The sequence below is a fragment of the Rothia sp. CCM 9419 genome (assembly GCF_048512815.1).
In the GTDB taxonomy this organism is placed as follows: Bacteria; Actinomycetota; Actinomycetes; order Actinomycetales; family Micrococcaceae; genus Rothia.
The window spans coordinates 1-26,108 of sequence record NZ_JBLXXY010000002.1; the positions used below are offsets into that span (position 1 = coordinate 1).

Genomic DNA, 26,108 nt, shown 5'->3' on the forward strand with positions numbered 1-26,108 from the left:
CTAATAACAAACCACAAGAGTTATAAAACTTTTGCAGGTATTGATTATTAAATAGATTTGCGGTGATTATATCGTAGGGGAAACGCCCGGTTCCATCCCGAACCCGGAAGCTAAGACCTACCGAGCCGATGGTACTGCACTGGGGACGGTGTGGGAGAGTAGGTTGTTGCCGCATTATTATTTGAAGGAGGATTTCTTCCAGGTAAAACTGGTAGAAATCCTCCTTTTTTGTTACCTATATTGAGTAACGTGTAAGAGAAAACGCATCAACACTTTTGATGTGTCGATAGCTCATCCTGAAATACCTCGATAAACTATATATTCAACGCCATAACGTGAATCATCTTCACAATAATAGAGGAGCATAATTTGTCTGACTACTCCCGCCGTGACGCGCGCCAGAACAACGATCGAAAAGATCAAGGAGGAAAAGCTCAACGACCTGACCGTCAGCGTTCTGCTTCTCGTGGAGAATACACAAAGAGCTTTGGCAACCACAAAAAGTTTAATGACCGTGGTCGTGACGGAGAAAAACGCTACTCAAAAGATACAGAACGTTCTTCTTCAGCCCGTCGCCCTTCCCGCGATAATAACCGCTCTGAACGTTCCTACCAAGACCGTAACAAAGGCGGACGACGCTATAACAACGAAAATAAACCTCAAGGTGGACATCGCCGTGGAGGAATAGAACAGCGTGAAGAGCGTTTTGCCCGTAAAGAAGGCTACCGTCCGGCACGCCCACAAGCTCCAGAGCTAGACACTGATGTGACCGGTCGTGAACTTGAAGGATACATCCTTCGTGAGCTACGAGCTCTCGAAAAAGATAACGCCGAAGTTGTGGCAAAACATCTTGTTATGGCAGGACGATACCTCGAACTTGATCCACAATTCGCGTTAGAACACGCCGTTGCCGCTACTCGCCGTGCAGGACGTATTGGAACAGTGCGTGAAGCAGCAGGAGTCGCCGCATATGTTGCTGAAAACTATGACTTATGCCTTCGTGAACTTCGCACACACCGTCGTATCAGCGGTTCCAACCAACATTTAGCGTTACTAATCGACAGCGAACGAGCTCTAGGACGTATCGATAAAGCCCTAGAAATGGCAGAACAATTCCGCTTCGACCAAGACTTACAACCTGCAACTCGCGTCGAAATCGCTCTTGTACTTTCAGGTATTCATCATGATCAAGGCAACTTGCAAGATGCAATGAAAGCACTAGAAATCCCCGAGCTGAACAGCAAACGTGGATTCGAATACAGTCCACGTCTCTTCTCCGCATACGCGAATCTTCTCGAAGAAGCTGGACGAGGTAAAGAAGCAGCACGCTGGAATCGTCTTGCTTTCATGACCGAAGCAGCTTTAGGCCAAGGAAACTTCGTAGAGCCTGAAATTTTTGACATTTTCACCGAAGAAGAACTCCTTGAACCAGAAGAACCTTCAGTAGATATTAGTGAATTAGAATCCCAAGCTGAAAACTCGACATCACAAGCACCTACTGAAGAAGACACTATAGAAGAGACTGACTTAGCATCTACTGAAGAATCACCGGCTGAAGAAGAATCTTCTGTAGCCGACGAGAAAACTACCGATAAAACATCCAAAGAAGCATAGTATGTTAATCAAAAAACATGATGCTATTCTGAGCGACCTTGATGGCGTCGTCTACGCTGGCCCGCATGCAATTGACGGCGCACCTCAAGCGCTTAACCGTGCAGAAAACGAAGGTGTACCTGTCGCATTTGTGACAAATAATGCTTCACGAAGCGTCGAAACCATTGCAGAACACTTACGCTCTCTAGGGGTAGACACCTCAGCAGAACGTATTGTTAGCTCTGCACAAGCTGCAGCAGAACTCTTACGAGAACACCTTAAAACAGGGGCAAAAGTTCTGATTACAGGAACTCAAGATCTTGCAGACTGTGTTGAAGCAGCAGGTTTTAAAGCGGTTTACCACCAGACAGAAAATCCTCAAGCTGTTGTTCAAGGTTTTAACCCAAAAATGGTATGGGAAAACTTAGCCGAAGCATCCTTTACCCTAGCGGACCCAGAAATTCTGTGGATTGCAACCAACACTGACTGGACTATTCCACAAGCCCGTGGAATGGCCCCCGGCAATGGCACACTAGTCTATGCCGTTGCTAAAGCAACGGGTAGAACACCATATATTGCAGGGAAACCAGAAGCCGCAATCTTCAGAACTGGAGCTCAAAAACTCAAGAGTAGCGCACCAGTTGTTGTAGGAGACCGTCTTGACACCGATATTCGCGGTGGAAATAAAGCCGGTATGGCAACTGCTTGCGTTCTGACCGGCGTAGAAAGCTATCAAAGTATTCTGCAGGCGCCAGTTCAAGACCGTCCAGACTATATTCTGGCCACATTAAACGACTTCTTCACAGAATATCCAACAATAAATATTAACGTTACCGAGGGCCTCTACAGGGCTGACGGTGCAGGATACTCTGCTGTAACCGAGGGTGAGACCCTCACCGTGACCGGTCATGGAGAAGAACTTAACGCATGGCGAGTAGCTTGTGCTGCATGGTGGGCAGCGCATCCACAACAAAAAGAAAGCTGCCAACCGGAAGAAATTATTCGTGACAAACGATAATGCACGCGACAAACTTTCCTCAGAGGAAGAAACTGAAAGATTAGATTCTTCCTACCTAGAACATTTTATCTATCAGCTAGAACAGGCCGAGACTCTAGATACCATGGACCAAAAAACTCAAGAACTTTGGTCCCTGATTAACGGGTTAGAGGACTATCTTCAAAAGGGTGACTCTTTAGAGTGAGACTCGATAAAGAACTCGTGAACCGTAACTTAGCTCGATCACGGACTCTCGCTCAGAAACTCATTCACGATAGTTTCGTGTCGGTCAACGGCGTCATCGTCACAAAAAGTTCCTACGACGTGCTACCTCAGGACACTCTTACGGTGCACGATAGTGAGCATACCCAATATGTGTCCCGAGCAGGACATAAACTGATGGGCGCATTAAAAATCTTCTCTGACGTTAGAGTCACTGGCAAATACTGTCTTGATGCTGGGGCCTCTACCGGAGGATTTACAGATGTCTTACTCCAACAAGGTGCAGCGCACGTTGCCGCAGTTGACGTAGGACATAACCAGCTCGTTCCTGAACTACGAGAAGACCCACGCGTTAGTGTCTATGAGGGGATGAACGTTAGATATTTACGTTTAGAAGATATCGGAGGAGCAGTAGATCTTACTGTTTCTGACCTCTCTTTTATCTCTTTAACCCTGGTCATGGAGGCATTAGCCCAAGCAACTAAAATGGGTGGAGACCTCCTGCTGATGATTAAACCCCAATTTGAAGTGGGCCAACATAAAATTGGGCGTGGGGGAGTCGTCAGCGATCCAACAGCACACCAAGAAGCTATCGAAAAAGTCTCTTTGAGCGCTAAAAGCTGCGGACTTAACATTGCCGGTCTTGAAAAAAGTCCATTACCGGGACAAGACGGAAATCAAGAATTTTTCCTTTGGTGTACTAAATAGTGCAGGCTAGCTCAACCTCAACGCAAAAGTGCCATAAGATTTATAAGGTGAGCACCTCAACACAAAAGAACTCTTTTTCTCGAAAAATTCTCGTCTTTGCACATACCGGACGTGAAGAAGCCCGACGGGCGGCACGTACCGTATGCACTCAGCTACACGAATCGGGGCTAATTCCCGTCCTTGAACGTAGCGACCTCGAATGTCTCGTTGAGGGGTGGCAAGACCCCGTACCCGTCGCGGTTGCTCGTGAAGCAGTAGCACTCGTTGACGTTGAACTAGGGATTGTCCTTGGTGGCGACGGCTCTATTCTGCGTGCAGCAGAGAAAGTACGTCATACAGATATTCCCCTCGTTGGTGTTAACCTCGGGCATGTTGGCTTTCTAGCCGAATCTGAAGAATCTGATCTTCAAGAGACCGTGCAATGCATCGTTGAAAATAACTACACCGTCGAAGAACGCATGGCTATTGAGGTAAAAGCATGGCACGGGCATCAAAAATTAGTCGAAACATGGGCTCTGAACGAAGCAAGTGTTGAAAAAAGTAACCGCGCAAAAATGATTGAGGTAGTTATCGAAGTCGACAAACGTCCGTTGAGCACCTTTGGGTGCGACGGGGTTGTTATGGCAACACCAACCGGCTCAACAGCTTATGCTTTCTCTGGTGGCGGACCTATCGTATGGCCAGAAGTGGAAGCAATGCTTATCGTACCGTTATCTGCACATGCTCTTTTCTCCCGTCCTCTCGTGACCGCGCCGACTTCTTTGCTTGCCGTTGAATTGTTGCCTCATAATGGGGTGACCGGCGTATTGTGGTGTGATGGACGCCGAACTATTGATTTACCCGCTGGTGCACGAGTCGAAGTATCACGATCAGATAAGTACGTTCGTCTAGCACGAATACATACCGCACCATTCTCCGAACGTCTTGTCGCAAAATTTGAACTTCCTATTCGCGGTTGGCGTGGACCCTATAACGCAATCCATGATGAAAAAGCATCCCAAGAATAAGAGAGACACTATTTTATGATTGAAGAGATTCATCTGCGTGACGTGGGTGTTATTACTGATGCTCGCCTGCCGCTAGAACCGGGGTTTTCTGTGTTGACTGGCGAAACTGGAGCCGGTAAAACAATGGTTGTTACTGCCCTCGGCATGTTACTTGGTGCACGTAGTGACGCTGGAACGGTACGAAGCGGTGCGAAGAACGCTTTAGCTGAAGCCGTGATGCGTTTGCCTAAAAACCATAAAGCTCTTGCTCTAGCAGAAGACGCTGGAGGTAGTTTCGACCATATTGATCAAGACCAGTGCGAATTGTTATTGGCTCGTACTGTCTCTGCTCAAGGACGTTCACGTGCTCATGTTGGCGGTTGTTCTGCACCTATCGGAAAATTAGCGGAAATTGGTCAAACCCTTGTGGCGGTGCACGGACAATCGGACCAGATTCGTTTGAAATCTTCTGCAGAGCAACGACGAGCCCTTGACTCTTATGCTGGTGATGAGCTGTCTAATATACAACGCGATTATCAGCAGCATTATGAGCGTTATCGCCATATTGCAACGGAGCTACGTCAAGTGCGCGAGAATACTCGTGAGAGAGCTCTTGAAGCGCAAACATTAGAAAGCGCTTTAAACGAAATTAACGCAATAGAACCTCTTCTTGGTGAAGATGAAAAATTAGCTCAAGAAAGTTTAAGACTAACAAATATTGAGTCTTTACGTTCTGCCGCGCAGACAGCTTTAGCAGCTTTAACAGGAGCAGAATACCTCGAATCTGAGAGCGCTAACGTTCTTGCCTTATTAGATACAGCTCGTTCTGCTTTAGAGGTGGAATCTTCTTCAGACGAGCAACTGGCGGCGCTAGTGCAACGACTCAATGACGCGCTGATACAGATTACGGATATTGCTGAAGAGCTATCGTCCTATACCTCGAATTTAGATAGTGAAGGCCCCCAGCGTTTAGCACAAGTTCAAGAGCGCTTAGCTCAGCTGAAGACTCTTACTCGCAAATATGGCTCAGATATTGCTGAAGTGCTTCAATGGGCAGAAGAATCTCAAGAACGTCTTTTGACGTTGAACGATGATCCACACCGTATTGAAGAGCTTGAAGACGAACTGCAAGACCTTCGAGAACGTCTTCAACGGCAAGCTGAGCAGATGTTGCAGATCAGGCAGCGTACAGCGAAGAAACTTGCTCATGCTGTGTCTGAGGAATTGAGCGCTTTAGCTATGCCTCATGCCGAACTTGTTGTTGACGTTCAAGAGAGCGCAAAGTTCACGCCTTCTGGCAAAGACACTATTGAGTTTTTACTCAAGCCACATGAGAAGGCTACGGCTCGTCCCTTAGGAAAAGGTGCTTCTGGAGGTGAACTTTCTCGCGTAATGTTAGCGCTTGAAGTTGTCTTAGCAGAAGTCGACCCCGTCCCTACTTTTATTTTTGACGAGGTAGACTCGGGTGTGGGTGGTAAAGCCGCCGTCGAAATTGGTCGGAGACTAGCGATGCTCGCTCAACATGTTCAGGTTCTGGTGGTCACACATTTGCCTCAAGTTGCGGCTTTTGCTGATCAACATATTCTTGTGATGAAGAATGATGATGCTTCGCTATCGAAGGTTAAAGTGCTTGATGAACAAGAACGTGTCGTAGAGTTAGCTCGTATGCTAGCCGGACATGACGAATCTCTCTCTGCTCAAGAACATGCAAGAGAACTGCTGAAAAATGGGAAGAACATCTCACGACCTGCTCACGTGCAATAGGTGAGTGGTGTTGGCTCAGAAGAATATCAATGATAAGGTGGAATTCCGTGGCGAATGAAAAAAAGACTTCAGATAACGGCAAAGTAACACATCAGATTTTTGTGACTGGTGGTGTAGCTTCATCCCTCGGTAAAGGACTTTCAGCATCTTCTCTAGGGCGTCTACTACGCTCTCGCGGTCTATCCGTGACGATGCAAAAGTTTGACCCCTACCTCAACGTAGACCCCGGTACGATGAACCCCTTCCAACATGGAGAAGTTTTTGTAACAGATGATGGGGCAGAAACAGACCTTGACATCGGTCACTACGAACGTTTCCTTGACGAAAATCTCGACCAGTCTTCCAACGTAACAACCGGACAAGTCTATTCTACCGTTATCGCTAAAGAGCGTCGCGGTGAATACCTTGGCGATACCGTTCAGGTTATTCCTCATATCACTGATGAAATTAAACGTCGTATGAGAGTACCTGCAACACGCGAAGATGCACCCGATATTATCATTACTGAAATTGGTGGAACTGTTGGTGATATTGAATCTCAGCCATTCCTTGAAGCTGCCCGACAAGTTCGCCGAGACGTCGGACGAAATAATGTCTTCTTCCTACACGTGTCCTTAGTGCCTTTTATTGGGCCTTCCGGAGAACTCAAAACTAAACCTACTCAGCATTCAGTTGCTGCGCTTCGTGGTTTGGGTATTATTCCTGATGGGCTCGTCCTTCGATGCGAACGAGAAGTTCCAGAATCTCATAAGAAGAAAATTGGGAACGCTTGCGATGTTGACCCTGAAGCAGTTATCTCTTGCGCTGATGCGCCTAGCATCTATGACATCCCTAAAACTCTTCACAGCCAAGGGCTAGACACCTATATCCTTGATTATCTTGGTCTTGACTATCAAGAGGCTGACTTTGCCGAATGGAACAAAGTTCTCACCGCTGTACACCAGCCTCAATCTGAGGTTAATGTTGCCCTCGTCGGAAAATATATTGACCTACCTGACGCGTATCTTTCTGTCTCTGAGGCGCTACGCGCTGGAGGCTTTGCAAACAACGCTAAAGTGAACGTCAAATGGGTAGCGGCTGACCTCTGCGCCACTGACGAAGATGCTGCACACCAACTACGTGAGATGGACGCAGTCCTCGTTCCTGGTGGTTTTGGTATTCGTGGTCTTGACGGTAAAATTGGGGCACTCAAATATGCGCGTGAACATCACATTCCAACATTAGGCATTTGCCTAGGTCTACAGTCAATGGTGATTGAATACGCGCGCAATGTGCTAGAAATTCGTGACGCATCATCAACAGAATTTGATCCTGAAACACCATCACCGCTCATCGCCACTATCAAAGAACAACAACAATTTGTTGAGGGCGCCGGAGACCTTGGCGGAACGATGCGCCTTGGCCTTTACCCCGCAACTTTAAACGCTGATTCTGTCGTGGCGAAGACCTACGGTGCTACTGAAGTTTCAGAACGTCACCGCCACCGTTACGAAGTTAACAACGAATATCGTGAACAGCTAGAAAAGGCTGGACTTGTTATCAGTGGTGTATCTCCTGACGGAAATCTCGTAGAATACGTTGAACTCCCTGAAGATGTACATCCTTATTACGTCGCAACGCAGGCACACCCCGAATACCGTTCTCGCCCAACACGACCACACCCATTGTTTGTTGGTCTAATTAGGGCAGCGCTTGCACAACGTGCAAAATAACGGGGTAATAAAAAACCTGAGGTAAGAAAGTCGGGTACTGGAGAAAAACACTCTGGCACCCGACTTTCTGTATCTTGTCTATTATCGATAGTTGTACCGTATACCTCGGTTGTAGACATGATATATGTTTGAGACAATATCAGGAAGGTTCCATCATGCATCTCTCGTCAGAAGAGCTGACCGATGATATCGATCCACGCCCCCTGCACCGGCGAGAACTCCTCTGCGGTGGTCGTATCTGGGATGTTGTGAGAGAAAGCGTCTCTCTCACCGAAGAATCAATACCCTTTGAACGGGACTTCTTAGACCACCCGGGTGCTGTTGCGATTGCAGTATTGAATGAAGAACACCAAATTCTTCTGATTCGTCAATACCGTCACCCCGTGCGTGCGAACCTTTGGGAAATACCTGCTGGACTATTAGATGTGGCAGGAGAAACTCCTCTCGAAGCGGCACAACGAGAACTCGCTGAAGAAGCTTTTCTGAGAGCCAAACAATGGGATACGTTAATGGAGTTCTATAATTCTCCAGGAGGAAGTACCGAAACCTGCCGAGTATTCTTAGCACGAGATATTACCCCTATTGATCAAGAACACCAGCATATTCGAGAAGATGAAGAATCTGAGATTGTGATGCGTTGGGTCAACCTTGACGACGCGGTTACGGCCGTCCTCTCCGGCAGAATACACAATCCTAGTGCGACCAACGCGATTCTTGCTACCTATGTAGCCCATCAACAGAATTTTGCTCATCTTTATTCTGCTCACGCACCATTTGAAGCGCATCCTCGGTACAGAAGAAAAGATTACATCGGGCCTATCAGCCCAGCAGAAAAATCATAAGATTATATTTCTATGACAACACCTTCAACACCAACAGCTGTACATCGTGGCATAGAACAATATCTGCAATTTCTCACTATCGAACGATCCCTGAGTAAAAATACGGTGGAGTCCTATCGGCGTGATCTACAACGATACGAAACATTTTTGACGCAGAACGCAATCATTTCTCCTCACGCCATCACCTCAAAACACATCCGTGATTTTGTCACCGAGCTTGCAACCAGAGACTCTCCAGAACAGAAACCGCTCAGCGTACGTAGCGTAGCAAGAGCTGTTGTTGCGGTGAGAGGACTACACCGTTTTTGGTTTAAAGAAAACACCACAAAAGACGACCCCGCATCTCATATTCAACCACCTAAAATCGCGTCAAGACTACCTAAAGGTATTTCTTATGAAGAAGTTAAAGCTCTTCTAGAAAGCCCCGATAAACAGTCCACCACAGGTCTTCGTGACCGCGCCGTCTTAGAGTTTCTATATTCCACAGGGGCACGTATTTCGGAGGTCCTTGCCCTTGACCTCGACGATATTTCTCTGCAAGAGCCCACTGTAGATACTTCTGAACAGAAACAGCGTACTGGCATGGTAAGGTTATGGGGCAAAGGATCGAAAGAAAGAATCGTTCCTGTTGGTTCGTATGCCGTACAAGCCATAGAAGAATATTTGGTGCGCGCTCGCCCCATACTTGCTCAGCAGGGCAAAGGAACCCCCGCACTATTTTTGAACGCTCGCGGTGGACGTTTAGGGCGTCAAGGAGCATGGCTCATGATTAAGAGCGCTGCAGAACGCTCGGGTATCGTTTCAGATATTTCTCCGCACACACTCAGGCATTCTTATGCTACGCATCTGTTAGAAGGTGGAGCAGATATCCGTGTTGTTCAAGAACTTTTAGGTCATGCTTCACTGACAACAACCCAGATTTACACTAAAGTTACGGCAGAAACGTTACGCGAAGTCTTCGCTGCAACTCATCCACGAGCTCTTTAACCAGAGATAATTTGACTCTAGGCTGTACTCTAGAGAGAGAACAATTTTCGGTTTCATAAAGGTAATGCACATGAATAAATCTTTTGATGATCATTCACAGACTGGTCCAACAGGTCGTCCTTTGCGGACATACCCTGATCCTGCGCCACTGCAAACCCACGGCCCAGCTCGTATTATTTCTATGGTGAACCAAAAAGGTGGGGTTGGTAAAACCACCTCAACTATTAACCTTGGCGCGGCTCTTGCCGAATGCGGGCGACGCGTCCTACTCGTTGATTTTGACCCACAAGGCGCACTATCAGCCGGTTTTGGTGCTAATCCACACGAGCTAGACCTAACGGTATATAACGTCATGATGGACCGTAACGTTGATATTCGCGAGGTTATTCAAAGCACCAACGTCGAAAATATTGACTTACTCCCTGCAAATATTGACCTTTCTGCGGCTGAAGTTCAGCTCGTGAACGAAGTCGCTCGTGAACAAGTCTTAGCTAGTGCTCTACGCAAAGTGGCTCATGAATACGATGTTATTCTGATTGATTGTCAGCCTTCTCTTGGTCTTTTAACTGTCAATGCGCTTACAGCCAGTGACGGCGTCATCATTCCTCTTATTTGTGAGTTCTTCGCCCTGCGCGCGGTCGCCTTATTGGTGGATTCTATCGAGAAAGTGCAAGAGCGCCTCAATCCTAAACTTCAAATTGACGGTGTTCTCGCAACTATGTTTGATTCGCGTACCTTGCATTCTAAAGAAGTGCTCGCTCGTATTATTGACGCCTTTGGAGACAAAGTTTTCGATACCGTCATTAAACGAACCGTTAAATTCCCTGATGCAAGCGTTTCTGCAGAACCTATTTTGTCGTATGCTGCGACCCATCCGGGGGCAGAAGCCTACCGCCAATTAGCACGTGAACTGATCAGCCGTGGTGGTGCCGCCTAAACGTGGGCAAAGCTACCCGCTCATACCCTTGCACTTTTCTTCTGTTCTACGGCAGAATCGTGGTAAGGACATCAACCTATATCTTTTTAAGAAGGACCTGCTACATCTATGACGACAGAGCCGGTCGCTGCCGTGATGGCACCGACATCCACTACCTCAGACGAGAGAACACCGACACCCTTCAACCTTACTCTTGAGAACTTTGAAGGGCCGTTTGACCTTTTACTCTCCCTGATTACTCGCCGTAAACTCGACATCACAGATATTGCTTTATCTGAAGTGACCGATGAATTTATGGAGTATATTTCGGCTCTTTACCAGCAACACCATCCTCAGGCGTTAGATACCGCCAGCGATTTTTTGGTTACTGCAGCAACACTTCTAGAGCTCAAAGCTTCCCGACTATTACCACGCGATACCACCGCTGAAAATAACTATGATGCAGCCTTATTAGAAGCTCGAGACTTACTCTTCGCACGACTCTTGCAATACCGTGCCTATCGAGAAGTCTCAGAATACTTGAACACCAGATACGAGCAAGAATCACACCGCTTTGCTCGAGAAGTCGCCCTCGAACCTCATCTTGTAAAGGTTCTCCCCGAACTTGTTTTTAACACTGGCATCGAAGAATTTGCGCGCATTGCTGCTCGAGCATTAAAGCTCAAAGAGTTAGAAACAGTTCATACACCAGAACCAACCGTCAACACCGAACATTTACAAGAACCTCTCACGACCATTGCCGCAGAAGAAGAACATATTAAAGAACGCCTACAAGACGGCGAAGAAATATCTTTCCTCGAACTTTTACAAGGTACCAATGTCTATGAGATAGCTATCGTTCGTTTTCTGGCTCTTCTTGGGCTATACCAGCAAGGAGCCATTGCTCTACACCAAGAAAAACCTCTAGGAACGATTCGTGTAACAGCGCAATACACCCGCGAAAAAACAACGTGCACACCCATAGCGCAGGAGCAATGAAAATGTCTGAATACCCAGAAGAATACGATTACACTGCCTCCGACCTTGAACTTCTCAATTCTGGTGCATGGAACCCCGAAGACGACCAAGACCATGAAGAAGAACAATACAACTTTTCAGATATTCAAAAGAGCGTTGAAGCTCCTGAAAACCCGTGGGAAGAACCTGAAAAAGCTGAAGAATACGCAACACAAAAAACCCAACAGAAACCTGTTGTTATTCTCAACGATGAGGACATCCCACGCGTTGAACTTCAACCGGGAGGCGCTAAAGCTGCCATCGAAGCTATCCTCCTCATCGCACAAAAACCGGTACGAACTCGAGAACTATCAGAAGCTTTACTCTTACCGGAAGACGCTATAGATAACGCTTTAGACCAGCTATATCGAGAATATAATGGTTATGTTGAACAAGATATCGTGCACGAACCTCGCGGGCTAGAACTCCGACGTGTAGCAGGAGGATGGCGTATCTACTCACGCGCAGATTTTAGCCCTTGGGTAGGGCGTTTTATCGGCTCAAAAGCAAACTCAAAATTGCCTAAAGCCGTGATGGAAACACTTGCAGTCATCGCCTATCAGCAGCCTGTTACGCGAGCGTACATTACAAGTGTTCGAGGAGCTAACGCTGATTCTGCAGTGCGAACCCTTCTCCAACGAGAGCTTATCGTCGAAACAACACCAGAACCTCACACACGGGCGCAACAATACATCACTACAGAACTTTTCCTTGAAAAACTTGGACTAGATTCTTTGGACGAATTACCACCCCTCGCCCCATACTTACCCGATGAAGACGACCTAGAAATAGCAACAAAAAACTTTTAACGAGCAGAACAGACTCCTATCTCAACACGGATAAAGACTCTTCAACTCGAACAGAAAAACTCAACACACTACGTGCTACTACAGCACAAACAGGAGAAAACACATGAGTGCACAGAAACCATCCGGCCGTTCACAGAACCGATCCGGCGCTAAAAATAATCGGGGAACCACCCACCGCAAAGGTGGAATCCCCAAAGGCGGTAAAGGTAATGGCGGAAAACGTTTCCGTTCTGGAAAACCGTTCGCACAAGAACGTGGAGAATACAGACCACAACGTAATAACTCCAACTACGCCGGACCCCACCGCCCCCGCCGTCCCCGTGCAGAACCCGTAGACCACTACGAATTTTACGAACAAGACGGCGTACGACTACAAAAAGTGATGGCTCAAGCCGGCGTTGCAAGCCGTCGCGTCTGCGAACAAATGATTACTGAAGGCCGTGTCACCGTCAACGACGAACTCGTGACCGAACTCGGCGTGCGCGTCAATCCTGAAGAAGTTAGCATCCGTGTTGACGGAATTACCATTCAAACTGACGAACGTAAAATCTACATGGCATTAAACAAACCTGCCGGTGTTGTTTCTACCATGGAAGACCCTGACGGTCGCCCCTGCATCAATGACTTCCTACGTTCCTCGATGAGCCAACGCGTATTCCATGTTGGCCGTCTTGACGTAGAAACTGAAGGGCTCTTACTGCTGACCAACGACGGTGAACTAACAAACCGTCTGACACATCCTAGCTATGAGATTCCTAAAACCTATTTGGTGCAAGTTCATGGACCTGTAGAATCTGGCGTGGGCGCACACATGAAAAAGGGCATTCGTCTTGAAGACGGCGTCTCACGAGTAGATAGCTTCAAACTTGTAGACTCTACCCCCGGACACGTCCTCATTGAAGTAACAATCCACTCCGGTAAAAACCGTATCGTACGCCGTCTATTCGACGCCGCAGGATACCCAGTAGAGAAACTCGTTCGTGTACAAATGGGCCCCGTACGTATTGGCTCCCAAAAACAAGGAACGATCCGCAACCTCTCCAAAGTCGAAATTGGCCAGCTCCTCGCTTCCGTAGGCCTCTAAACAAGAGAAAAAACGATGAGCATATCACCTCATACCGGGACGTACCCACAGCCGCCAGTTCTTATTATCGGAACCGGACTGCTGGGGGCATCCGTAGGGCTCTGCCTTCGTACTCAAGGCAGAGACGTCTACCTCGTAGACGTCTCTCCTACGGTAGAAGCCATTGCTGAAGACATAGGCGCAGGAATATCTGTTCACAAACGTGCTCAAGAACGCGGACTTGAGAGCTCAGAACTTGCACAACTGCTACCTGAAGCACCACAACTTGTGGTGGTCGCTGCTCCGCCCGATGTTGTAGCACACATCGTCATCGAACAACTACAACAATGGCCTGACGCAACGGTAATAGACCTTGCCTCTGTCAAAGCACCTATTGCCCAAGCCGTTCTTGCCTCTTCGACAGAGGCACACCGTTATGTGGGCGCACACCCCATGGCAGGACGAGAACGTTCAGGGCCTGTTGCTGCACGTGCAGAACTCTTTACCTCACGCCCCTTTGTCATCTGCCCACACCAAGATTCTTCCGAAGAATCTATCAGAATTGCTCACCACTTAGGTGCAGAGCTTGGCTCCATCGTGACAACCATGGACGCTCAAGAACACGACCGCGCTGTGGCACGTATTTCACACGTGCCACAGGTTATGAGTTCTCTACTTGCTTCCCGACTACAGGAAACACCCCTACACGCACTATCTTTAGCAGGACAGGGCTTACGAGACACCGTTCGTATCGCAGGGTCTGAACCAACCTTATGGACGCAGATTCTGGCAGCTAACGCTGAGCCTGTCCGTGAAACACTGCACGAGATACGTCAAGAACTAGACCGAATCATTTGTAGTCTTGAAAACCCTCAGGTGCAGGGCGCTCGCTTGAGTATCGCGCAGATGATACGTGATGGTAATGCTGGTGTGGCACGTATCCCCGGAAAACATGGGGGTGCGCCTTCTGCGTTCTCACAGATTGTAGTATTGGTTGAAGACACTCCTGGGACTATCGCTCAACTCTTACAAGAAATTGGTGAGTTGGGTGTGAACATTGAGGACTTACGTCTTGAACATTCTCCAGGGCAGCCGGTTGGCATGGTAGAGCTTTCGGTCAACCCTAATGAGCATGAAAAACTAGTTGAAGATTTGACGAACGCCGGCTGGAAAGTCGTTCGATAAAGATGAAGGAAGACAAGACGATGAAAGAACTTGTAATCGCGATTGATGGACCTTCTGGTTCTGGAAAATCCTCAGTCTCTGAGCAGATTGCACGGCACTACCAGTTGGCGTACCTAGACACTGGAGCGATGTACCGTGCCCTGACTTGGTATTGCTTAGAAGAAAATATAGATCTTAACCGTCCATCAGCAATTATTGAGGCAGCACAGCGTTTCCCGCTAGAACAAAGTACCACCGTTGATGAGAAGTTCTTGAAAGTGGACGGTGTAGAAGTATCTGAGCAGATTCGTTCTCCGCGCATTTCAGAGTCTGTTTCTGCTGTTGCTTCCATCCCCGAAGTGCGGTCTTTACTGGTTGCCCAACAGCGTCAAATCATCGAAGACTGCGGACGGCGTATCGTCGTTGAAGGTCGAGATATTACAACTGTTGTAGCGCCGGATGCTCATGCGCGTGTACTGCTGACAGCTTCTGAAGAGGTTCGAATGGCTCGTCGTGGTATTCAGCTCGGTGGAACACAGAACCAGCAGCAGCTACAAAAACAGGTTGCTGAACGTGACGCCAAAGATTCCCAAGTTAATAACTTTATGGAAGCTGCTGAAGGCGTCGCTTTGGTGGATTCGTCTGAACTAGATTTTGAACAGACGATTCTTGCTGTGCGTCAAGCCATCGAAGAGCAGATTCAATCCAATAGTGCATTAGACTTGAACTAAATAGAATAAGAGCGAAGAGAAAAGAATTTCTATGGTAGAGAATACTACGCCAGAGCGCGATGAATATGAGAAAAAATATCTAGGCGACGGTAACGACAACGTATCAGAACGTTTAGCGCAGATTGATGACGAGACCGCTGAACAGCGTGCTGAAGCGTTACGTGCAGGTCTTGAAGACTACGCTCTAGAAGATGAAGACCGCCAGCTACTTGGCGCATGGGGCTTCGACATTAACGAGGACGAGACCGAAGAAGCTGACCCCGTTGTTGCTATTGTCGGCCGTCCAAACGTCGGTAAATCCACTATTATTAACCGTATTTTGGGGCGCCGTGAGGCTGTTGTAGAAGACAAGCCGGGTGTAACTCGTGACCGTGTCTCTTATAAAGCAGAGTGGAACGGAAAAGATTTCACTCTTGTTGACACCGGCGGGTGGGAAGCTGATGCTAAAGGCATCGATGCGCAGGTTGCTGCTCAAGCCGAAATTGCTGTAGCTCATGCTGACGTCGTGCTATTAGTAGTAGATGCAATGGTTGGTATTTCTGCAACGGATGAAGCAATTGTTCGTATGCTACGTCGCATTGATAAGCCTCTTTTGCTGATTGCTAACAAGGTGGATGCTGAACATCAAGAGGCAGAAATTCATAACCTGTGGTCTTTGGGTATGGGACAGCCTTATCCGGTGTCTGGTTTGCATGGTCGTGGACTTGCTGACCTTCTCGATGCGTTGTACGAAGTGATGCCTGAACATTCTCAGTATGCTGAGCCAGAAGCGTTAGGTGGTCCTCGTCGTGTAGCTCTTGTAGGTCGTCCCAACGTGGGTAAATCATCGCTGTTGAACAAACTTGCTGGTGAAGAACGAGCTGTGGTGAACGACCTTGCTGGCACAACGCGTGACCCTGTAGACGAGATTGTGGAGCTAGGGGACCGCCCTTGGCGTTTTGTTGATACCGCAGGTATCCGTCGCCGTGTGCATATGGCAAAGGGAGCGGACTTCTATGCTTCTTTGAGGACGCAGACTGCTATTGAACGTTCTGAAGTGTGTGTTGTTCTACTCGATGTTTCTGAGACTATCTCTGAACAGGATATTCGTATTATTCAGCAAGTTGTTGATTCTGGGCGCGCTCTCGTGCTGGCCTTTAACAAGTGGGACACTCTTGATGAAGAACGTCGAGACCAGCTAGAACGTGAAATTGATCGTGACCTTGCCCATGTTGCGTGGGCTCCTCGCGTCAATATTTCTGCACGTACGGGATGGCACAAGGACAAACTTGTTCCTGCTTTGGAAACAGCTCTTGAATCATGGGATTCTCGTATTCCTACAGGTCGTCTTAACGCTTTCTTGGGTGAGATTGTTGCTGCTCATCCGCATCCGCTACGTGGTGGTAAGCAGCCTCGTATCCTGTTTGGTACACAGGTGTCTTCTCGCCCTCCAAAGTTTGTTCTCTTTACAACTGGTTTCTTGGACCCTGGATATCGTCGGTTCATTATGCGTCGTTTGCGTGAGACCTTCGAATATACGGGTACTCCTCTTGAAATTTCGATGCGTGTGCGTGAACGCCGTCAACTTGATAAGAAGCGTCAGTCTTCTAAAGGCTCTCGCCGCTAAATAGTATCTATTGTGTGATGCTGTGTTGCGTATGGTGTATCTCATGAACTGACGCAACACAGTATCAATGTGAGCTAAGACTCCAAACTTTTTAGGTTGTGAGTTTGTATTCATTCTCATGGGTGCTGTATAGTTGTCTAGGTGCTAGAAAGCCTAAGGCTTTCTATAGAGCATTTCGGGTTGTGGCGCAGCTTGGTAGCGCACTTGACTGGGGGTCAAGGGGTCGCAGGTTCAAATCCTGTCAACCCGACATATAAAAGCCGTGATAAAAACAATAAGTTTTTATCACGGCTTTACTTGTTCCTCTACTCTTATTCTCTAGAAAAGACGCTCACCAGCTAGCTTTCGAGAACGTTCTAACTCTAATAGCCACTGTTTTGCCGAAAGGCCACCGGCATAACCGGTCATTTTCCCGCCTGCCCCAAGAACCCTATGACATGGGATAAAAATAATACAGGGATTACGTCCTACCGCCTGACCCACGGCTTGAGCTGGCGCCCCAGGACCGACAATACGACTAATCGCACCATAGGTATTGGTGTACCCATAACGAATATCCGAGACAAGATTCCACACCGCTAGCTGGAAATCTGTTCCTTCTGGCCGAAGAGGAACTTCAAAAACAATACGTTGCCCCTGAAAATATTCTTCTAACTCTTTGACTGCCTGAGAAAGAACAGTATGCTCGTCCGCTGAAATCAATGTTCCAAGATGATTCTCATCAGGAAAATACTTCTGGCCCTCTAACCAAGCACCAACTAACGCATCCTCCTCAGCACAGAGAAAAATAGTACCAATCTGTGTAGAACAGGTGGTATAGAAACGTGGTTGCACATCATCTGCTCTTTCTTCAACCGTACTGGATAAAGACTCAGGCATGAGGAACACCTTTCGCACCATATATCATGATGGCGCCTTGAGAAGATACGTAATAATAACTCTAGGATACCGCTATCTTAGGGTTGAACAGCATCTACGATGGCTTCTGCCAATGTTAAATCTTCCCAACCCATACCTGATGTTTTAAAAACAATAGGACAACCAGCCTGCACCTTCACACGTTCTGAAACAACATCACACAGAGAATACAATTCTTCTTCTGATAACACACCATCTTCAATAGCGCAGATGATATCACCACATTCGCGAAGAGCAGTTGCCCGATCTTCAACAATCACCTCAGCAACTTCCATCACCGAAGAACTTACTTCTCGTGCCTGCGGAGTATGGGAACCTACCGCAACGATAATAGCGTGAGGGTTAATATCTTCTACCTCAAAGAGGGGCGTGGACGAAGTCGTGGTACAAAGAATGAGCTCTGCCTGTTTGAGGACATGAGTAGCGTCCTGAGAACCAGCCTGAACCCACTGTGTTATATTTTCTGGCTGGGTACGGCTGATAAAAGTATGCTCTACTGGACGTATTGCCTCGAGCGTATTTTCGAGGGTCTTAAGATGGGCGCGTCCTTGTGCGCCATAACCAAAAATGACGGTTTTTAGTGGTTCTGAAGAATCAGAAATATACGGGTAAACACCGGCAATAGAAACCGCTGACGTGCGGATATCAGTTAGTGCCACGCCATCAAGAACATGTGTTGGGGCTAAAGTCTGTGCGTTAAAGAGAAGATAAGAGCCCTGAATCAAAGGGACGTCAGGGCGTGCAGAGGTATCTGCACAACTGAGTATTTTCATTCCGAAACTATGAGAAGTGTAGGATGGCATCATGAGCAATTGCGCATAGGGCATATCCATTCTTTGACGAGGGTAATCATTACTTGGATCATAGCCATTTCTTAAAGTATTCCTCAGCGCATGTACCGCTTGTGCAGGGGAAAAATGGTCGAGAATATTCTGATACGAAAGATAAGTAATGCTCATATTTTCACCCTCTCAAAAACCAGCATAAAAATCTGCTATTAAGCCTAACGCTGAGCCGTAAGCGTCATAAATACTCACGTTGGAGTAATAACAACACCTACGACTCAGCGTTAGTGAATTCAGCTATCGAGAAGTGAAAATGACAATAGCTTTAGTCTTGGTCTACGTCCTCATCGACCCAGTCTAGAGTCTTGGCTACGGCCTTCTTCCAGAGGCGGTATTGACGTTCCACTTCTTCAGTTGGCATCTGAGGAGTCCAACGCTGATCCTCAGACCAGTTTGCGGTCACGTCTTCTTCTCCCGTCCAGAAGCCCACCGCGATACCTGCAGCATAAGCGGCACCCAATGCAGTGGTTTCAATGACCTTAGGACGAATAACCGGTACACCCAGAATATCTGCCTGGAATTGCATGAGGAACTCGTTTGCCGTCATTCCACCATCAACACGTAGCTCAGAAAGATCAACGTTAGTTCCTGCAGCCTGTGCATCAGCGTTCATTGCGTCGAGAACCTCACGAGTCTGCCAAGCGGTAGACTCAAGAGCAGCACGAACAATATGTGCACGGTTAACATAGCGGGTCAGACCAACGATAACGCCACGTGCATCTGGACGCCAATGTGGTGCAAAGAGACCAGAGAACGCCGGAACAACGTAGCATCCACCAGAATCTTCAACGCTTGTAGCAAGAGCTTCGGAATCTGCCGCGTTATCAATCATCTTCAGGTTATCGCGAAGCCACTGGATGAGTGAACCAGAAACAGCAACAGAGCCTTCCAACGCGTAGACAGGTGCTTGGTCGCCAATCTTATAAGCAACGGTTGTGAGCAAACCATTCTCAGAGATAACAGGTTCTTCGCCGGTGTTCATCAACATGAAGTTACCGGTTCCGTAGGTATTTTTCGCCATACCTTTTTCAAAGCATGCCTGACCGAAAGTTGCTGCCTGCTGGTCGCCAAGAATACCTGCAATAGGGGTGCCGTTGAGAAGTCCCTGGGAACGACCGTATCCGTACACCTCGGAGGAAGACTTAATTTCGGGGAGCATAGACATGGGGATGCCCATATCTGCTGCAATGTTTTCGTCCCACTCAAGGGTGCGAATGTTCATGAGCAGAGTACGGGAGGCATTGGTGACGTCAGTAACGTGGACGCCTCCATCGACACCGCCGGTCAGGTTCCAGAGAACCCACGTATCGGTGTTGCCAAAGAGCAAATCGCCGGCTTCTGCTTTTTCGCGTGCACCTTCGACATTGTCGAGAATCCACTTGACCTTAGGTCCAGAGAAATAGGTGGCCAAGTTGAGACCAACAATATCGTGGTATTTGCCAGGGCCAGCTTCGCCGCCTAGCTCATCACAGATTTTTTGAGTGCGGGTATCCTGCCACACAATAGCGTTGTATACAGGCTTACCGGTGGTCTTATCCCATACAACAGCAGTTTCACGCTGGTTGGTGATACCTACCGCTGCAATTTCGTGGTGGTTGACCTCAGCTTTGGTCATGCACTGACCAACTGCTTGGCGGACGTTCTCCCAGATTTCCATAGGGTCGTGTTCTACCCATCCAGCCTTTGGGAAAATCTGTTCGTGCTCAAGCTGTCCGATAGATTTAATCTCGCCGCTCTTGTTGAAGAGAATCGCGCGAGAGCTGGTTGTTCCCTGGTCGATGGAAAGAATGTACTTCTTACGCTCGGGGAGAGTGGTAGTCATAATGTCACTTCCTTGTGAAGTTTGATGTTTTGATAATGGACAAAAGATATCTCGTACGAGAAAAATTAGTTGTTGTCTGCCATCTCGCGCTGTTGGAGAAGTTCACGTTCTTTGCGTCCGATAATCCACATGAAGATGAGTGCGAGAACAACAATTCCAAGCAGTGCGCTATAGGCTACGCCCCAACCAAAATAGTGGATGAGTAGACCTACACCGGTAGATGCCAGTGAAGCGCCAAGTAGGTAACCGAAAAGCCCAGTAAAACCGGCGGCTGTTCCTGCAACATTACGAGGTGAGAGGTCGATAGCCTGCAAGCCGATGAGCATCACAGGGCCGTAGATGAGTCCACCAATGATAGCGATGAGGAGGTAGAAAACTCCGATTGGTGCAGTTGCCGGTAGCAAAGCATACGTTGCTAGAGCTAGACCGACACCGGCAAGGAATACCATCCCCGCGCCAGAACGCCAACCCTTGAAGACTTTATCGGATAGCCAACCGCACAAGAGTGTGCCGATGATTCCTGCAAGCTCATAGATTGCAAAGCCGAGGATGCCTTCTTTGACATTTGTTCCGTGAATCTTATCGGTGAGATAAATCGGAATCCAGTTAAGAACTCCGTATCGCAGAGTGTAAACAAAGACGTTTGTGATTGCTAAAAGCACGATCACTTTGTTTTTCAAAACATGCTTGAATAGCATCTCTTTCCACGGAACTTGAGCCTCAGAAGCAACCTTAGGAGGGTCGTTACGATACTCTTCGATAGGTGGCAAACCAACTGCTTCAGGACGGTCACGAATTAGAAGGAACGCAATGAAAGCGACAACGAGTGCAACAATAGCTGGTGCCCAGAACGCTGGTCGCCAGTCGGCCTCAGACTGAGCGTAGTGGTCGAGCGCCCACGCTGAGATAACACCAACAGCTGCACCACCGACGTTATGAGCACAGTTCCAAATGGAGGTCTTCCATCCTCGTTCGTTGGTTGAGAACCAGTGGACGAGAACACGTCCTGAGGGCGGCCATCCCATGCCCTGTACCCAGCCGTTGACGAACATGGTCAAAGCAAAAATCATGACGGTAGCTGATAGCGCTGGAATGAAGGCGATCATCAGATTGATGATTGCAGAAAGCGCTAGACCTAGGGGCATAAAGTAACGGGCGTTAGCTCTATCGGAGAGCATTGCCATGAAGAACTTTGATAACCCGTAGGAGAAGAGTACCGCGTTTGCAACGATACCGATACCAACAGCGTTGAGGATATCGTGCTCTTTGAGTACTGCTGAGACAAGTGAAACGTTATTACGGATGAGATAGAACCCTGCATAGCCGATGAAGATTCCCATAAAAACGCTCAGACGCAGACGACGGTAACGCTGCGGAACTTCGCTTTCGGGGATACGTTTGGCTGCTGGTGGGGCATTGAGAATACCCAAGGAGAACTTGTGTTGAGTCAATGTGTACCTCAAATAGTAGATGATGGAAAAATGCAATAACGGTGCGGTGATGAGAAACCCTACAAACTCGAATTAGATTCCGAGGAACATAGGAACGAGAATGGCTGCTGCAACAGATCCGATGATGGGGCCAACAACTGGAACCCAAGCATAGGACCAATTGGAATCGCCTTTACCCTTGATAGGTAGCACTGCGTGAGCAATACGTGGACCAAGGTCACGAGCAGGGTTGATAGCGTAACCGGTTGCACCACCGAGAGAGAAACCAATACCGACAACGATGAGGGCAACAGCCAACGGTCCAAGACCGGAAGGAGTTTGCCCTGAGGCTACGACGAACCCGATGAGTACAAAGGTTCCGACTGCTTCAGTAAATACGTTCCAACCGTAGGAACGAATTGCTGGCCCGGTAGAGAAAATACCAAGTTTGAGACCTGGTTCGGTGTCCTCATCAAAGTGTTTCTTATAGGTGAGAAATACCATGACAGCACCGGTAAAGGCACCCGTAAATTGACCCGCAAAGTAAATCATCATATTTGCTGCTGTTGCAGGTACTTCGCCGACAAGGTTTTCGCCGGCAGCCCACAATCCGATGGTGACGGCAGGGTTAAGGTGCGCACCAGATGGGCCAGATAGGTACACTGCAGCAAAAACTGCCATACCCCAGCCCAAGGCAATAGCTACCCAGCCTGCATCTTTAGCGATAGATCTTGGTAGCGAACAAGCAGCGCAAACGCCACCGCCAAGAAGAATGAGGATAAAGGTTCCCAAAAATTCGGAGGAGAATAATCCTAATGCAGTAGGTACTCCATCCGCTCCTACGAGGGCAGATGCGCCCTCAGCCAAAATAGTCTGCATGTATTTTTCCTTTCAACACAGCATTGTGGTGGGGGAAGGAGTAAAAGCAACCGTTGCTTTTACACAAACATTTTTGAGGGAAGAATCCTCAAATATACGACAAGAAAAAGATTTGAGAGGCACTATGACATGTTTGATATGTGCCTGATATGAAAGGTGGCAGAAACGTCGTAGTGGGGGAAAGTTTCTGCCCCTTTCATGAACATCAGTATTTTTATATGTAGGGGAGTGTTGTACCTATACCTTTCATGTGAAGTTTTCTATGGGGAAACTTAGTGAATATTAGCTCAACGGTACGCGAGGGCAGACATGCTCGATAGATGTGATGCATTGAGCTGCTTGAGCGTCAGAAGTTTTTTCTTCTGCTTGAGCGATTGCTTCTACTCGTTTGCGGTAGAGTTCTAGCTCTTTCTCTGCTTCAGCTTCGCTCCAACCGAGTTCTGGCGCCATTACTTGGAGGACTTCTTCGGCTGCGCTTAAGCCACGGTCACGCTGTTCAAGGTCTAGACGGCAACGGCGGATGAGTACGTCTTCTAAGTGAAGGGCACCTTCGTAACGTACTGCAAAGAGGACGTCTGCTCTGAGGAATTGTGGAGCTTTTGCCAAGGGCTGCGCTAACTCTGGTGCTTCATCAATGAGGGCTACGAGTTCCGTAACGTCTGCACCGTAACGTTCGAGCAGGTGTTCCATGCGGTCTTCGTCCCAGCCGAATCGTTGTGCGAGACGTGGGGAAGATGCTTGTGCTGCAGAGAAACCGGCTGCACCGACAAGCTGAATATTTTCGGTAACAGAAGGTTGTTCTTGTGCTCGTTCTTTGAGTGCAAAGTCTACGGCGTCAGCTGCCATAACACGGTAGGTGGTGAGTTTTCCACCCGCGATAGCGCTCATTCCGGGGGCTACTTCGGTGACGGTATGTTCACGGGAAACTTTGGTAGACGCCGCTTCGGAGCCTTCTTTAAGTTTTGGCTGTAGTAGCGGACGTAGACCTGCGTAAGTTCCGATGATGTCATCACGAGTCAGCTCACGTGCAAGGAGCTTATTGGCTTGTTCAAGTACATAGTCAATGTCTTGGGACGTTGCTACAGGGTGCGCGATGTCTTCGGTGTATGGGGTGTCGGTTGTTCCGATAATCCAGTAACGCTGCCAAGGGATGATGAAGAGTACAGATTTTTCGGTTTTGGTGAAGATGCCGCTGGAGGCGTTAATACGGTCTCGTGGAACGATGATGTGAATACCTTTGGACGCAAGAACTTTAAGCCCGGCATCCTTATTGGCCATGGACTCAGACTCTTCGGTCCATACGCCGGTAGCGTTAATGATGTGTTGGGTGCGAACGGTGTGTTCTTGTCCGTTTTCAAGGTCTCGGATGACTGCTCCGGTAACTTTTCCTTGAGCGTCTTTGAGTACTCGGGTGACTTGTGTGCGAGATGCCGCTAAGGCACCGTATCCTGCTGCGGTGCGTACAAGGTCAACGACGAGGCGTGCATCATCAACGCGTGCATCGTAGAACTGGATGGCTCCGGTAAAAGCTGAATCTTTAATATCGGGGAATACGGTTTTGGTACCTTGTTTTGAGAAGTGGTGTTGTGGCGGTACAGTTTTTTTGCCACGAGCCCCAATGAATGCAAGAGTGTCGTACATTCCAATTCCGATAGCGGAATAGGCGCGTTCGATGACTGGTGTTTTGAGGGGCCATAGGAAAGGCTGTGCTTTAACGAGGTGTGGCGCAATTTTTTCAAGGAGTAGGCCACGTTCTTTGAGTGCTTCTGCTACGAGTTTAAAGTCAAGGTTGTAGAGGTATCGGAGTCCGCCGTGGACAAGTTTTGATGACCATGCTGAAGTTCCTGCTGCCCAGTCGCCTGCTTCGACGATAGCGGTTTTGAGTCCGCGGGTTGCTGCGTCTAAGGCGATACCGGCGCCGGTGACGCCGCCACCAATGACGAGAATGTCTACGCCTTCTTCTGTGCTCATTTCTTTGAGAGCTTCAGTGCGAGAAGATGCGGTAAGCTGAGACTTCTGAGCGAATTGTGTGTTGGCCATAGTTCCTGTCCCTTTCTACTACGGGTGCTTGATATACATTCTGACGTAGTTGTAGTTACTATGACCAAAACATTTGAACGTTTTTTCAGAAGGGGGAAATTTGAATGAACGAACGTCACGACACCGCATACGAGGCAGCGTATCTGTATTACATGGAAAACCTCACCATGGAACAAATTGCGCAACATCTATACACTTCACGCGCAACGGTATCACGCCTACTCAAAACTGCTCGAGACACCGGAATTGTGCAGATTCGGCTCAACGAAAATAGCAAACCGCAAACAGATCTTGCCCAAAAACTAGGGGATAAGTACAGAGTCCGTGTACACCTAGTTAAAACCTCAAAAGAACAATCTGCTATTTCCCGTATGGAAAAAGTCGCTAAGCGTGGAGCAATTCTTGTGGACTCCTGCGTTGAAGAAGGCACCTCATTAGGTGTTGCTTGGGGGTCAACGGTGACAGAACTAGCCAAACATCTGCCGTATCGTCCGCTCAAAGATGTGGTGGTAGTACAACTTAACGGAGCCGGTAACGCTCGGCATACAGGTATACCTTACTCGGGGTCGATTCTTGGGCAGATTACTGCCGCATACGATGCGCAGATGGTGCATTTTCCCGTTCCTGCTTTCTTTGACCATTCTGAGACGAAAGAAGCAATGTGGCGTGAACGGAGCATTATGGGAGTTCTCGCTACACAGCGTAAAGCTGACGTTGCGGTGTTTGGGATTGGGGCTTTTGGGGGCGCTATTCCTTCTCACGTGTATAACGGAGGCTATTTTGATGCTCAAGAACAACGCGAATTGCGTGCAAACGGTGTTGTCGGAGATATGTGTACGGTACTTCTTCGTGAAGATGGAAGCTATCAAGACCTTGCCGTGAACCAACGTGCAACGGGGCCAACCGCAACAGAATTGGCACGGATTCGTCGTCGGATTGCGGTAGTTTCTGGCAATCACCGAGTCCTTGCTTTACGAGGTGCACTACGCACTGGTGCTATTACAGATGTGGTGATAGATACTCAACTTGCTGAAGCCTTGATGGACTGCCCCTAAAA

Annotated in this window: 23 protein-coding genes, 1 tRNA gene and 1 rRNA gene; 19 read left to right on the top strand and 6 right to left on the bottom strand. The window is 48.1% G+C overall.

Annotated elements, in window-relative coordinates:
- Positions 1 to 58: 58 nt before the first annotated feature.
- The 18 genes from rrf to ACN08W_RS02080 all read left to right on the top strand — a co-directional run bounded on the left by rrf (position 59) and on the right by ACN08W_RS02080 (position 17,367).
- Positions 59 to 175, top strand: a 5S ribosomal RNA gene (gene rrf / locus ACN08W_RS01995).
- 194 nt (positions 176 to 369) lie between these two features.
- On the top strand, positions 370 to 1,614 hold the full coding sequence (locus ACN08W_RS02000) for a hypothetical protein (RefSeq protein WP_419108660.1): 1,245 nt from the start codon (positions 370 to 372) through the stop codon (positions 1,612 to 1,614).
- Position 1,615: 1 nt separating this feature from the next.
- The gene (locus ACN08W_RS02005; RefSeq protein ID WP_419108661.1) at positions 1,616 to 2,611 is read left to right on the top strand and encodes an HAD-IIA family hydrolase; all 996 of its coding nucleotides are present in this window, start codon (positions 1,616 to 1,618) and stop codon (positions 2,609 to 2,611) included.
- Entirely contained in the window at positions 2,598 to 2,795 is a 198-nt protein-coding gene (locus ACN08W_RS02010; protein ID WP_419102964.1) for a hypothetical protein, read from the top strand. Before ACN08W_RS02005 ends, ACN08W_RS02010 begins: the two co-directional genes overlap by 14 nt.
- Positions 2,792 to 3,520: a TlyA family RNA methyltransferase gene (locus ACN08W_RS02015; RefSeq protein WP_419108662.1), complete on the top strand. Its 729-nt coding sequence runs from the start codon at positions 2,792 to 2,794 to the stop codon at positions 3,518 to 3,520. Before ACN08W_RS02010 ends, ACN08W_RS02015 begins: the two co-directional genes overlap by 4 nt.
- Before the next feature lie 47 nt (positions 3,521 to 3,567).
- Positions 3,568 to 4,527, top strand: coding sequence for an NAD kinase (locus ACN08W_RS02020; RefSeq protein WP_419102966.1), 960 nt, complete (start codon positions 3,568 to 3,570; stop codon positions 4,525 to 4,527).
- A gap of 15 nt (positions 4,528 to 4,542) precedes the next feature.
- A complete protein-coding gene (gene recN, locus ACN08W_RS02025; RefSeq protein WP_419108663.1) occupies positions 4,543 to 6,270 on the top strand; it encodes a DNA repair protein RecN in 1,728 nt (575 codons plus the stop codon).
- Between the two features lie 29 nt (positions 6,271 to 6,299).
- Positions 6,300 to 7,982, top strand: a complete 1,683-nt coding sequence (locus ACN08W_RS02030; RefSeq protein WP_419102968.1) for a CTP synthase — start codon at positions 6,300 to 6,302, stop codon at positions 7,980 to 7,982.
- A gap of 155 nt (positions 7,983 to 8,137) precedes the next feature.
- Positions 8,138 to 8,824 (top strand): NUDIX domain-containing protein, encoded by a 687-nt coding sequence (locus ACN08W_RS02035; RefSeq protein ID WP_419108664.1) that lies wholly within the window; start codon positions 8,138 to 8,140, stop codon positions 8,822 to 8,824.
- A gap of 12 nt (positions 8,825 to 8,836) precedes the next feature.
- Positions 8,837 to 9,811, top strand: coding sequence for a site-specific tyrosine recombinase XerD (xerD, locus tag ACN08W_RS02040; protein ID WP_419106789.1), 975 nt, complete (start codon positions 8,837 to 8,839; stop codon positions 9,809 to 9,811).
- 70 nt (positions 9,812 to 9,881) lie between these two features.
- A complete protein-coding gene (locus ACN08W_RS02045) occupies positions 9,882 to 10,748 on the top strand; it encodes a ParA family protein (RefSeq protein WP_419102971.1) in 867 nt (288 codons plus the stop codon).
- Between the two features lie 108 nt (positions 10,749 to 10,856).
- Positions 10,857 to 11,726, top strand: coding sequence for a segregation and condensation protein A (locus tag ACN08W_RS02050; protein ID WP_419106791.1), 870 nt, complete (start codon positions 10,857 to 10,859; stop codon positions 11,724 to 11,726).
- 2 nt (positions 11,727 to 11,728) lie between these two features.
- A complete protein-coding gene (scpB, locus tag ACN08W_RS02055; RefSeq protein ID WP_419102973.1) occupies positions 11,729 to 12,553 on the top strand; it encodes an SMC-Scp complex subunit ScpB in 825 nt (274 codons plus the stop codon).
- Between the two features lie 103 nt (positions 12,554 to 12,656).
- A complete protein-coding gene (locus ACN08W_RS02060; protein ID WP_419108665.1) occupies positions 12,657 to 13,637 on the top strand; it encodes a pseudouridine synthase in 981 nt (326 codons plus the stop codon).
- A gap of 15 nt (positions 13,638 to 13,652) precedes the next feature.
- A complete protein-coding gene (locus ACN08W_RS02065) occupies positions 13,653 to 14,801 on the top strand; it encodes a prephenate dehydrogenase (RefSeq protein WP_419108666.1) in 1,149 nt (382 codons plus the stop codon).
- 20 nt (positions 14,802 to 14,821) lie between these two features.
- Complete coding sequence (gene cmk, locus ACN08W_RS02070) at positions 14,822 to 15,511, top strand: (d)CMP kinase (RefSeq protein WP_419108667.1); 690 nt, start codon at positions 14,822 to 14,824, stop codon at positions 15,509 to 15,511.
- Positions 15,512 to 15,542: 31 nt separating this feature from the next.
- On the top strand, positions 15,543 to 17,117 hold the full coding sequence (gene der, locus ACN08W_RS02075) for a ribosome biogenesis GTPase Der (RefSeq protein ID WP_419108668.1): 1,575 nt from the start codon (positions 15,543 to 15,545) through the stop codon (positions 17,115 to 17,117).
- 176 nt (positions 17,118 to 17,293) lie between these two features.
- Positions 17,294 to 17,367 (top strand) — tRNA-Pro (locus ACN08W_RS02080).
- Positions 17,368 to 17,435: 68 nt separating this feature from the next.
- On the opposite strand, the gene ACN08W_RS02085 is transcribed toward ACN08W_RS02080, so the two are convergent.
- The 6 genes from ACN08W_RS02085 to ACN08W_RS02110 form a co-directional block, all read right to left on the bottom strand.
- The gene (locus ACN08W_RS02085; protein ID WP_419108669.1) at positions 17,436 to 17,996 is read right to left on the bottom strand and encodes a methylated-DNA--[protein]-cysteine S-methyltransferase; all 561 of its coding nucleotides are present in this window, start codon (positions 17,994 to 17,996) and stop codon (positions 17,436 to 17,438) included.
- Between the two features lie 77 nt (positions 17,997 to 18,073).
- Positions 18,074 to 18,994, bottom strand: coding sequence for an ornithine cyclodeaminase family protein (locus ACN08W_RS02090; protein WP_419108670.1), 921 nt, complete (start codon positions 18,992 to 18,994; stop codon positions 18,074 to 18,076).
- A 151-nt stretch (positions 18,995 to 19,145) separates the two neighbouring features.
- Entirely contained in the window at positions 19,146 to 20,702 is a 1,557-nt protein-coding gene (gene glpK / locus ACN08W_RS02095; protein ID WP_419108671.1) for a glycerol kinase GlpK, read from the bottom strand.
- Positions 20,703 to 20,767: 65 nt separating this feature from the next.
- Entirely contained in the window at positions 20,768 to 22,153 is a 1,386-nt protein-coding gene (locus ACN08W_RS02100) for an MFS transporter (protein ID WP_419108672.1), read from the bottom strand.
- Between the two features lie 72 nt (positions 22,154 to 22,225).
- A complete protein-coding gene (locus ACN08W_RS02105) occupies positions 22,226 to 23,011 on the bottom strand; it encodes an MIP/aquaporin family protein (RefSeq protein WP_419108673.1) in 786 nt (261 codons plus the stop codon).
- Positions 23,012 to 23,293: 282 nt separating this feature from the next.
- Positions 23,294 to 25,051, bottom strand: a complete 1,758-nt coding sequence (locus ACN08W_RS02110) for an FAD-dependent oxidoreductase (protein WP_419108674.1) — start codon at positions 25,049 to 25,051, stop codon at positions 23,294 to 23,296.
- Between the two features lie 104 nt (positions 25,052 to 25,155).
- Between ACN08W_RS02110 and ACN08W_RS02115 the strand changes: the two genes are divergently transcribed.
- Positions 25,156 to 26,106 carry a sugar-binding transcriptional regulator gene (locus tag ACN08W_RS02115; RefSeq protein ID WP_419102984.1) on the top strand — a complete coding sequence of 317 codons (951 nt, stop codon included), beginning with the start codon at positions 25,156 to 25,158 and terminating at the stop codon, positions 26,104 to 26,106.
- Positions 26,107 to 26,108 lie beyond the last annotated feature (2 nt).

What these genes read in the sequence shown, in the direction of transcription:
- scpB (WP_419102973.1), top strand. Translation starts at nt 11,729, where the DNA reads ATGTCTGAATACCCAGAAGAATACGATTACACTGCCTCCGACCTTGAA.
- ACN08W_RS02030 (WP_419102968.1), top strand. Translation starts at nt 6,300, where the DNA reads ATGATAAGGTGGAATTCCGTGGCGAATGAAAAAAAGACTTCAGATAAC.
- ACN08W_RS02110 (WP_419108674.1), bottom strand. Translation starts at nt 25,051, where the DNA reads ATGGCCAACACACAATTCGCTCAGAAGTCTCAGCTTACCGCATCTTCT.
- ACN08W_RS02065 (WP_419108666.1), top strand. Translation starts at nt 13,653, where the DNA reads ATGAGCATATCACCTCATACCGGGACGTACCCACAGCCGCCAGTTCTT.
- ACN08W_RS02050 (WP_419106791.1), top strand. Translation starts at nt 10,857, where the DNA reads ATGACGACAGAGCCGGTCGCTGCCGTGATGGCACCGACATCCACTACC.
- ACN08W_RS02115 (WP_419102984.1), top strand. Translation starts at nt 25,156, where the DNA reads ATGAACGAACGTCACGACACCGCATACGAGGCAGCGTATCTGTATTAC.
- ACN08W_RS02035 (WP_419108664.1), top strand. Translation starts at nt 8,138, where the DNA reads ATGCATCTCTCGTCAGAAGAGCTGACCGATGATATCGATCCACGCCCC.
- xerD (WP_419106789.1), top strand. Translation starts at nt 8,837, where the DNA reads ATGACAACACCTTCAACACCAACAGCTGTACATCGTGGCATAGAACAA.
- der (WP_419108668.1), top strand. Translation starts at nt 15,543, where the DNA reads ATGGTAGAGAATACTACGCCAGAGCGCGATGAATATGAGAAAAAATAT.
- cmk (WP_419108667.1), top strand. Translation starts at nt 14,822, where the DNA reads ATGAAAGAACTTGTAATCGCGATTGATGGACCTTCTGGTTCTGGAAAA.
- recN (WP_419108663.1), top strand. Translation starts at nt 4,543, where the DNA reads ATGATTGAAGAGATTCATCTGCGTGACGTGGGTGTTATTACTGATGCT.
- ACN08W_RS02105 (WP_419108673.1), bottom strand. Translation starts at nt 23,011, where the DNA reads ATGCAGACTATTTTGGCTGAGGGCGCATCTGCCCTCGTAGGAGCGGAT.
- ACN08W_RS02045 (WP_419102971.1), top strand. Translation starts at nt 9,882, where the DNA reads ATGAATAAATCTTTTGATGATCATTCACAGACTGGTCCAACAGGTCGT.
- ACN08W_RS02005 (WP_419108661.1), top strand. Translation starts at nt 1,616, where the DNA reads ATGTTAATCAAAAAACATGATGCTATTCTGAGCGACCTTGATGGCGTC.
- ACN08W_RS02085 (WP_419108669.1), bottom strand. Translation starts at nt 17,996, where the DNA reads ATGCCTGAGTCTTTATCCAGTACGGTTGAAGAAAGAGCAGATGATGTG.
- ACN08W_RS02060 (WP_419108665.1), top strand. Translation starts at nt 12,657, where the DNA reads ATGAGTGCACAGAAACCATCCGGCCGTTCACAGAACCGATCCGGCGCT.
- ACN08W_RS02090 (WP_419108670.1), bottom strand. Translation starts at nt 18,994, where the DNA reads ATGAGCATTACTTATCTTTCGTATCAGAATATTCTCGACCATTTTTCC.
- glpK (WP_419108671.1), bottom strand. Translation starts at nt 20,702, where the DNA reads ATGACTACCACTCTCCCCGAGCGTAAGAAGTACATTCTTTCCATCGAC.